We start from the raw sequence: 8,603 nt of genomic DNA, 5'->3' as shown, positions 1-8,603 counted from the left end.
TTTATACATTTTCGCCATATAAGTTGAGGTGGAAAGCTGGAGTTATTTATCCGAGTGTTAATAAGAAGTTGAATTGTATAAATGAACATGCAATGGAGTATTTACGAAATTGTAGAGAACTGAAGAAAATACGTTCGTTTAATACCGTTAGTTCTTGGCAGGCTGTTTCTAAGAATATTGGTATTAGGGAAGAGATAACATATAATCCTAGAGATGGTACTGTGAGAGTCTGGTCTGATTTTTATAGTGTGGAAGGTAGAGAGCTGATCTATGTCGATATTGATTGAAAAGAAATCAAAGTGATTTCTTGACGTACAGGAAAGTATAAACGCATATCATTATCTACTGCCTGAAATAGGAGTTACTAATTCATAGGTTTATCAATTAGATTTAGTCGCTTTCATGCTTGCAGCGAACCAGTGTAACATTTACAATTTCATCTCTTTTGATATGGGAATGCTTGTGGTGGATTTTTGTGGTATTATAGCACTTTATAAGTTTTATTTACATGAATCTTGTAAATACAACTGCTTAAAAGTTTATGATAAGATGCCAGCCGTAGTTGACTTTTCTATCACAGTGTATTTATCTTAAACTGACAGCGAAATATATAAATCTGCAAAGAAACTATATAGAAATGGAAGGTGGTTAATGAAAATTCCTGAAAATCAATTGGCGGAGCTGAGAGCATCGAAAATTAGAGTACTGGAATTGGAAAGCTGTGTAATCCTGATGTGTGAGAAATGTGGCAAAACATGGAATCCAAATGCGTTACATTCATGGACTTGCCCTATTGGATGTAACAGTATTTTGAATCCGTGAAACCGAATAAAGAAATAAAATTGATTGGTCGTGTTCAAACTTTGGCTGGAATTCGTTTTGCATTCTTTAAAACCAGTGTATGAAGCTGGCTTTTTCGTGAAACGATATGAATTTTAGCCAATCTTTCTACACAACCAATTGATTGAATCATGAATATCTATACTTCTAGCCTTCTTGACGCTATTATTAAATTGCCCCGCAGGGTTTTCTTGATTGGGTAGTCGGGGTTATTTGGTGCGAGGGTGAATCGGGGCGGCGAGAGGGAGTCCGGTAGGGAGTTATGGGATAAGCTTGCTTATGCATCGGGCTTGGAACGCTGGAACTTTGTTCTCCAGCTCCCCTATAGCTATCCCTCGGGGAAGTTTAAGAGGGGTTTGGGGGGTTCATCCTCCAAGAAGAGAGGTCTGGGGATACGTCCCCAGCGTAAGCAAGAAGGCTGTGCATGAGGATTAATGTAGTGAGTTAGTGGTAGCTTGCGATAACGTGATGAGCGGTTCTGATATCCGAGATATTATTGGTTGCATTCTTGCTATAGTCTGGTTTATAGAACCTTGTTCTTGGGGAGATGACTCTCCAAACCGGCTTAAACGTGAGGTAGGTAACTGTAAGGTTACTTAAAAATAGTAGGGCTTGCCCTGCTATAGCCTTGCGGCGTCTGAGCGTGTTTAGATGTACAAAAAAAATTAGAGTGGCCTGATTACAGGGAACAGCTCTCTGATTCTCTCTTCTGCGAGAGATCTATCAGTAATATTAGTGGCTCTCATGAGGTTATCGATATGTTGTTCGGTGATGCCTCTCTGGTATAGTTCTTCATATTCCATTTTAATCAACTCCTGGGCTGAAGCCCTTCACTCGCCTTGCGGGGCTTCAGCTTGGATATCAAATCTTGAAAGCGCGGTGTATGCCGCGCCTGTTCTCCGTGCGAACGCATCGCAGGATGGGTATGATAATGGTTTTGCTCTGTTTATCTGCGCTGCAGCGCATCAAGTCCCGTGAGCATTGCCTTTATCAATACCCTCCGAGAAGCTGGTGAGCTCAACCATACAAACGTGAATATACTGAAGTAATAGCAGGTGTGTGGATTTTAGTAATTCATTAAAAAGACTTAATTATTAGCAGATATCGAAAAAAGGCTCGCAGCGGCTTAGAATTAAGAATTAAGAATTAAGTCCGTCAAGAACTGCTCGACAGAGCAGCCCGAAAAGAGTCTATTGGCAGGTTCCAGCAAACCCTGGTCGGCGGCTCATCTGTGCTGATCGATGCAAGACCCGCGCGGCTTCGGTGATACCGAGTTCCAGCAAATGCGCGGCGCGGTGTGGGCTGTTCTATGAGTAAGGATAAGATTAAATAGAAAAAACATGATAAAGATAGATTATGACTACGGTAGAAAAAGTTAATAAATTTGATTATACAGATGTGCTATTCTGGATTGGTGTAGCAATTATGTTTTTGGGATTGTTAACCATGATAGCCAGGCTGCTTGGGTTAATTTAATAGTATGGTTTCTTCTCTCCTGTTTGAGTTGATTACCTTTTTTGGTGCAGCGGTTACGATAGTAGCGATCGGTTTAAAGATAGGGAGGTTGCTGCAGAAAATCGACACCGCGATTGGAGATATTGAGAGTATTAAAAAAGACATCCGTGATATCAAGGATCGACTTGGCGGAATGGATAAGCGTTTAACTTTATTGGAAAAAGGGAAATAAAGGCTATTCGAGTTCCAGCAAATGCGTGGCGCGTTTGAAGTTAATGTAAAATCTATGGGAACTCTATGGAAAATAAAAAGTGTTCTCGGATAAGATTTTGTTTTTATGTTTTTATGTTTTTATTAGGTTAGTTGCTTCCTGATTGGATCATACCAGAAAGGTTTATTGGTGTTTGGTCTTTTGAACTTGTTTAGATAATGATTTTTTATATCAGGGTATTTGAGTCTTTCAAGTGGTATTATGAATATGTAATTAGGGTTAGATGGTGTTCCATCTAGTCCAAGAATCATGAAAAAAGGAATTTTCTTTTGTTTCTGATATTCTTTATAGTTAAGAAATTCTCTATCGTTTATATTATAGGATTCATTAAATAATTCTTGTTTCCATTTACATTCAATTGCGAATGTTTCTCTGTTGGGGTTGTATTTTATGATGAAATCTGGAAAGGATTCCGTTCTTGGAACGATGGTGTAATAGTTATTGAATAGGGTTAAAATATAATCTTCAAATAATTCTCCTTTTTTTATGTTCGATTGGATGTTAATGGATTGAGACGATGGAGATGATAGAGATGACATTTGTCGTGTAGCTGGTTGATGTTTTACTAGTTGGAATTGTTGGAGTTTTTTTGGATGATAAAATTTTCTTTTTTTTCTGTAAGTGATGTTTTTGTAAATGATATATCCGAATAACATTAATCCAGAGATAAGTATCAAGAATCCGAAAATTATGTCTAAAGGATTTGTAGATTTTGTCATAGCTGTTTTTTATATTATGGTATGTGTTGCGGATTGGTAGTTTAATTATTAATTTCAATAATACTTTCACCACGCTACCGAAATTATTATAATCCTTATGATAATGTTAAATGCTTGTTAGGTTAGGTAGGCGCGGCTGACGAATGGATGGTATGCAGTGAGTCAATGGTAAGTTGCCTCAGAGATGTCCATTCGCTTGAGAATGTTGACGCATTCTGCCGCGCCCCTTTCCTGTTAATGTTATTCATATATATAATTTATTAGGATTGTCCAAAGTTTATGGACAATGTCCAAAGATATATATACTTTGGAGATAATGTTTAGAGTGTTCGTTTGACGACGGACTAAATTTAAAGAGGTATGCAGATTATGGTAGAAGTAGTAGATTCAAAAGAGGTTGACTTATATAAGTATGAGTCAACGAAGTCGCAGCTCGTGCTCGGTGACAGAGAACGGATAAACAGGTTCATTGAAGAACGCGATAAGCTTGTTAAAAAGCGGGATGGGTATCTTAAGCAGGGTAAGAATCGCAGTAATTCTCCGATTATTATTCATCTCGCGTTGAACTGTCTTGAAGAGCACGGGCTATCTACTGCTTTCGTTCAAACGAAGCTCCCGGTAAATGATTCGGCTGAAGCTTGCCGGGGAGGTGAGTAAATGGGTGAGATATTATCTGAAATGAAGCAGAGCATAATTCGTGGCTTTAAGCGCGAGAAGAGCGAGAAAGAGCATGAGATTGAAGCTGTTGGGGTTTTTATTATAATTATTTTGGCTTTGGCAGGACTTTATTTTATAGCTCTAGCTCCTGTCGCTGGTGAAGGTGAGTTAACTTTCAGCACTAATGATCCTGTTTTCAAAGAGTTTCTTCTTCAGAATATGGATTTGCCGCCTGAAGAAGTGTTGATCAGTTCCACAGGTTCAGGTTTCAATGTGACTGTAAAAGGCCGGTTCTCGGCTCCTGCGTTTGTCTTTTCTGCGCTTGCGGGGCGGTAGAATGGTTACTACTTTTGTTGAGAATAAGAGAACTGGTCAGACCAAAGTCGGTGTTCCGGCTTTTGCAAGCAAGCAGCTTGGGTTAAATGAAACCGATAAGGCTGATGGTGAAATCGCTGTCGATGAGGATGGCGAGTTGTGTTTCAAGATCCGACGATTAAGGCGGTGAATTAATTGCCATCTGGTTGTCCTGTTGGTCCTGCCCTTGGCGGTGTCTGTGGCGATTTTCAGGAATGTGATGAGTGCGATGGTTCGCTGCGTGTTTTGAAAGTTGATATTGATTATGAGGTTGCAATGGAGGCTTTCATTGAGGAGAATAGGATTTGGTCCGCGATATTCAAGGGGCTGTGAATATGCCAGATCATGTTTGCTTTGATTTCTGGGAGGAGACGGTAAGATTTCAGGAAGAGAATATTAAGAAAGAGGAGAAGCGGTTGATTACGCTTAGAGCTCAGTTGTTGAATCTTGAGGAATCCCTGAGATACCGTAATGAAAAGCTTGAGGAAGCCAGGGAGATGCTCAAGAAGGCTGAGAAGTGCAGGGGTAATTAATATGGTCAAAATTGAGATCGATATTAAACAGGAGATTTGGGACTTTCTGAATAAGAAAGGTGATCCTGCTTTGGTGGTTAAGCAGATAATAGAGTCTGCATGGGAGATGAGTGATAGGAAAATGATAATTGGTATTTTGACTAATTGTCATACCGGTAAGGATTCTGTCGTGAATTTGGAATATCATATTAAGCCTTCTACATCTGACAGTTCACGTAAGATATTCACGATAATTGGCGGTCCTACTGGCTATGAGTCTTTCTATATTGATGAATGGTGTATCGAGAACTTTCCTAGATCTGGTTGGCTTGCGTGTGCCGGTACGATAGGAAAATGGGATAAGCTTTTCATTGACGCTGCGGATATGCGAAAAGCATTTCTGGAAGCGGGGTTGATTCAATAATGTGCTGTGAATCCTGCTTTGATTGCATTGCTCCTTGCTGGAATCGTGATTATCCGTTAGTCGCGGGAACTGGGATCAATTCTGTGAATGCTCCTATCCAACCTATCCAAAAAGGTTCCCGCGATACTCTTGATGGGTCGCCGGTGGCTTCGGCTGCCGGTTTTTCATCTCATGAAAATGAGCAAATACAGGATGAAAATATATTACCTTTGAATTTTGATTCCCCTATTCATCCTGTTTCTGATGAATTTAAGCCGGAGGATGTTGTTCCCTCCGGCTTGCCTCCTTCTAATGAAAAGCGCTGGTATGTGGTGGGGGATTGAATGTCAGATAAGAATGGTGGGCATTCAAACGCTGAAATTAGGGCTTTGAATGAGGTATGCAATGAGTTGAGGGCTGCCGGGAGACTGGATCGTAAAACAACTCCTCATAGTGAGCTAATGCGATTGGTTAAGATCAGGGAGAAGGAACTTTTGGAGAAGTGGCCTGAGTTGGCCAGGTGTGAGTGATTGTAATGGACCCTACAAGGCATTGCCTTAATTGCTGGAAAAGTATGGAAGGTATCTGTAAATCTTATCTTCAGTTGCAGTTCCGGCTTTTTTCGGATGGTTCGTGTCTTGATGAGCGTATAGATTTTTATCGCGGGTTGTGCATCGATAATGGATGCTATCGGGATACTGAGATCTTTGGAGGCTGTGGATGAAGCAGCCTGGGAGTTATTGAATGACTAATTTCTTACCTGCCAAGTTGTCACCTCATAACTGCACTGTATGCGGTTTTTTTGAGAATGTCGAATTTTTATCTGATACTGAACAGGTAAATCATTGGGCAGATGTGGTTTGGGTTACTTGTCGGTTAAAAGGAAAATTTACGGATTCAAATCTGTATATTTGCAGGGATTTTGAGTTTGATGAAGCCAAGCCTGTGATAGTTCAGCTTATTCAGAAGACTCATATGTTTCGTGATTATCGTCGTGTATATTCGCATTCTGAGGAATTCGGTCTTGAAGGTAGGATATATGACCTTGTTTGCAAGATTCATAATGAACATGGCTTAAAGTCCTGGTTGAAATTCGTTATTGAGCGTATTCATCGCGATACCGGAGTTGAGAGGCAATCAATCTGGCGGTGTGTGATGTCTATGATCGAGTCGGGCTATCTGGTCCGCGAGGAGCTGCAGGGGCAGGTCGTAGTAAGTCCTCCCTCTGCTGTTCTATCGATTGCCGAGGTTCGGAGGATTGGGAAAGGGAAGGTGAGCGTGTGAGTTTTACATTAGATGAAATTGTCGGTATTGTGTATCTCGCTGTTGCTTTGTATTGCGCGGCGTATGTGTTGCATGATTATTATCTGTTTAGAAAAAAGGTGACTGAATGAAATTAAATATTTTTGTTTGTAAGAAATGTGATCCTCCTTGTGAGGTGAATGTAAAAACTTCAGGGACTCTTGGAGATGTTCCCACATATTGTGTATTGTGGGGAAATACTGTGGATTGGGAAAGGAGGGAATAAATTGGCAAAAAAGAAAGATGTTGAGAAAGATTCAAAAAAAGAATCTGAGGAGAAAGTTAATTTTAAGCTTGTAAGTAAGCCGGTTCAGATGATGGATATCGGTTTGATCGATGAAACTGGCTGGAATCCGCGGAGTGAGGAATCTTACAAGGATGAGGAGTACCAGGGACTTTTAAAGAGCATAAAGGAAAATGGTTTTTATACGCATGAGCCTATATTGCTTCGTCCGAATGGTGAGAGATTTCAGGTTATAGGTGGGCATAGACGGTTCAGAGCTGCTAAGGAGCTTGAGTTAAAGGCTGTGCCGGTGGTTGTACAGGAAATCAATGATCAGGATGCAAAGCTTCTGATTTTCATTGTAACCTGCACAGGAAAGATTTCTCGCCTTTGGAGGAAGCCCAGGGGATCAAGCAGGTCCTTGATGATGGTGTAATTACTCAGACGGAGCTCGCTAAGAAGATGGGAAAGAGCCAGGCGTATGTAGCCAACCGGATCAGGCTGCTGGATGCTCCCCAGGAGTTGAAGGATCTGATTATTTCGCAAGAAATATCTCCGGCTCATGTTCAGATCTTGTTACCTTTTGTTGGATATCCTGTTTTTGAGGATATCATGAAGGAATTGAAAGGGCATTTCGATGCTAAGAGAGAGGTATCTGTTGTCAATCTTGAAACACAAATAATTCCCCGGGTTTTTTATCAGGGAAAAAATGTTGCAGATCTTAATGGTTTCTCTTACGATATTCGTAAGCTTGAGGAGTTTTTTGATAAAAGTCAGTGTGTTTGCACAGATAGAATTAAGGTCAGGGGTTATTATGATGGTAGCGGTAAAAGGGACTTTTGTTTAAATAAAGACTGTTTTTCTGTTAAGCTTGCAGCTGCACAAACTGCGTATGATCTCGCGAAGGAAAAAGAGAAGGAAGAGCTTGTTACTAAAAAAATAGTCGATACCGATAAGTTAGATTATGGGATGTATCGGACCTTGCGCCCTGTAGATACACCTACGGACCTTCAGAGATGGGATCAAACGCCTTGTTCTTCATGTGATAGTTGTAAGAAGGGTAAGGATAAATCTCTGGTTTGCCTGGATGTAGCATGTTATGATAAGAAGGAAAAAGCCTATAATAAAGAGCAAAATGGTCTGAAAAAAGAGGAGTCCCTGAAAGCCTGGCAGATATGTGATGAGCGGCTGAAAGGGGTAACTGGTGTTGATATCAAGGTTTTGAGATCACTGTTGTCTAAGTTGGCTAATGGGATGATGGGTGGCTCTTTAGATGGAGCGTTCACATGCTGGCCTGGGGTTGAGGGTGAAGATGAATACGATATCTCGAAGATTCCGGATGAAGATATTCCAAAGGCATTTTTTAGGTTTATACTCGCTGATCGGTTTGAGTATAGCGATCCGACTGTTGAATCTATGAATAAGTCCTTAGAGGAACTGGGGGTATAGCTTTGGCTCGTCATTGCAGGGTTTGCCATCGAGGGTTTATAAGCTTTCTCGGTTTCCGATCTCATGTAGCAGCTGAGTACCGGAGGTTTGAAAAGACTTTTGGCAGGCCTGCAAAAGACTGGCAGGAAATAGTTGATGCTTTCAATGGTGGGGGTATTCCGGAGCAAAATTTATCAAAATTTGGAGGTCCCACAGATGAAGCTCGAAACCCATGAAGATGTTGATCGTCTGATTCGTTCTCTGCGGGCGAATCTGGGGATAGAAAAGCGGCGGCGCGATTTGCGCTCCGATTATGGTCATAAGCCTCTGACGGCTTTTGCAGAGGCTAGTGGACTGTTTGATAAGTAATTTCCGATATTCAACTAATAAATCGATTCATCCATCTCCGAAGGTCAGTCCTTGTCCAAGACCATGAGAT

The 8,603-nt window shown here is 40.9% G+C and carries 17 protein-coding genes; 15 read left to right on the top strand and 2 right to left on the bottom strand.

Features of this window, described 5'->3' with window-relative positions:
- Window positions 1–287 (top strand): hypothetical protein (locus MNV_RS20205; protein WP_218837964.1); only part of this gene is annotated, 287 nt, incomplete at its 5' end.
- 1,218 nt (window positions 288–1,505) lie between these two features.
- Here the strand turns inward: MNV_RS20205 and MNV_RS19585 are convergent.
- Complete coding sequence (locus MNV_RS19585; RefSeq protein ID WP_179293902.1) at window positions 1,506–1,643, bottom strand: hypothetical protein; 138 nt, start codon at window positions 1,641–1,643, stop codon at window positions 1,506–1,508.
- 677 nt (window positions 1,644–2,320) lie between these two features.
- Here MNV_RS19585 and MNV_RS09060 point away from each other — a divergent pair.
- Complete coding sequence (locus MNV_RS09060) at window positions 2,321–2,527, top strand: hypothetical protein (RefSeq protein WP_096205389.1); 207 nt, start codon at window positions 2,321–2,323, stop codon at window positions 2,525–2,527.
- Between the two features lie 122 nt (window positions 2,528–2,649).
- On the opposite strand, the gene MNV_RS09055 is transcribed toward MNV_RS09060, so the two are convergent.
- Window positions 2,650–3,285, bottom strand: coding sequence for a hypothetical protein (locus MNV_RS09055; RefSeq protein ID WP_143311709.1), 636 nt, complete (start codon window positions 3,283–3,285; stop codon window positions 2,650–2,652).
- 369 nt (window positions 3,286–3,654) lie between these two features.
- Here MNV_RS09055 and MNV_RS09050 point away from each other — a divergent pair, with 369 nt between their 5' ends.
- The 13 genes from MNV_RS09050 (at window position 3,655) to MNV_RS19565 (ending at window position 8,533) form a co-directional block, all read left to right on the top strand.
- A complete protein-coding gene (locus MNV_RS09050; RefSeq protein WP_143311708.1) occupies window positions 3,655–3,942 on the top strand; it encodes a hypothetical protein in 288 nt (95 codons plus the stop codon).
- A complete protein-coding gene (locus MNV_RS09045) occupies window positions 3,943–4,278 on the top strand; it encodes a hypothetical protein (RefSeq protein WP_096205383.1) in 336 nt (111 codons plus the stop codon). It abuts the gene before it with no gap.
- A gap of 1 nt (window position 4,279) precedes the next feature.
- Window positions 4,280–4,447 (top strand): hypothetical protein, encoded by a 168-nt coding sequence (locus MNV_RS19580; protein ID WP_179293901.1) that lies wholly within the window; start codon window positions 4,280–4,282, stop codon window positions 4,445–4,447.
- Between the two features lie 5 nt (window positions 4,448–4,452).
- The gene (locus MNV_RS19575) at window positions 4,453–4,629 is read left to right on the top strand and encodes a hypothetical protein (RefSeq protein WP_179293900.1); all 177 of its coding nucleotides are present in this window, start codon (window positions 4,453–4,455) and stop codon (window positions 4,627–4,629) included.
- 2 nt (window positions 4,630–4,631) lie between these two features.
- Complete coding sequence (locus MNV_RS09040) at window positions 4,632–4,829, top strand: hypothetical protein (RefSeq protein ID WP_096205381.1); 198 nt, start codon at window positions 4,632–4,634, stop codon at window positions 4,827–4,829.
- 1 nt (window position 4,830) lies between these two features.
- The gene (locus MNV_RS09035) at window positions 4,831–5,232 is read left to right on the top strand and encodes a hypothetical protein (protein ID WP_096205379.1); all 402 of its coding nucleotides are present in this window, start codon (window positions 4,831–4,833) and stop codon (window positions 5,230–5,232) included.
- An 83-nt stretch (window positions 5,233–5,315) separates the two neighbouring features.
- A complete protein-coding gene (locus MNV_RS09030; RefSeq protein WP_143311707.1) occupies window positions 5,316–5,555 on the top strand; it encodes a hypothetical protein in 240 nt (79 codons plus the stop codon).
- On the top strand, window positions 5,556–5,741 hold the full coding sequence (locus MNV_RS09025) for a hypothetical protein (protein WP_096205375.1): 186 nt from the start codon (window positions 5,556–5,558) through the stop codon (window positions 5,739–5,741).
- Between the two features lie 214 nt (window positions 5,742–5,955).
- Entirely contained in the window at window positions 5,956–6,495 is a 540-nt protein-coding gene (locus tag MNV_RS09020) for a hypothetical protein (protein ID WP_096205373.1), read from the top strand.
- A gap of 106 nt (window positions 6,496–6,601) precedes the next feature.
- Window positions 6,602–6,739, top strand: a complete 138-nt coding sequence (locus MNV_RS19570; RefSeq protein WP_179293899.1) for a hypothetical protein — start codon at window positions 6,602–6,604, stop codon at window positions 6,737–6,739.
- Between the two features lies 1 nt (window position 6,740).
- Window positions 6,741–7,172: a ParB/RepB/Spo0J family partition protein gene (locus MNV_RS09015; protein ID WP_179293898.1), complete on the top strand. Its 432-nt coding sequence runs from the start codon at window positions 6,741–6,743 to the stop codon at window positions 7,170–7,172.
- Window positions 7,127–8,185 (top strand): ParB/RepB/Spo0J family partition protein, encoded by a 1,059-nt coding sequence (locus tag MNV_RS09010; protein WP_096205370.1) that lies wholly within the window; start codon window positions 7,127–7,129, stop codon window positions 8,183–8,185. The genes MNV_RS09015 and MNV_RS09010 overlap by 46 nt, the downstream gene beginning before the upstream one ends.
- A 195-nt stretch (window positions 8,186–8,380) precedes the next feature.
- On the top strand, window positions 8,381–8,533 hold the full coding sequence (locus MNV_RS19565) for a hypothetical protein (protein WP_179293897.1): 153 nt from the start codon (window positions 8,381–8,383) through the stop codon (window positions 8,531–8,533).
- Window positions 8,534–8,603: the final 70 nt, after the last annotated feature.

Source organism: Candidatus Methanoperedens nitratireducens, assembly GCF_900196725.1.
Lineage (GTDB): Archaea > Halobacteriota > Methanosarcinia > Methanosarcinales > Methanoperedenaceae > Methanoperedens > Methanoperedens nitroreducens_A.
The sequence above is the reverse complement of the archived record's forward strand: the minus strand, read 5'-3'. Positions and strand labels throughout refer to the sequence as shown.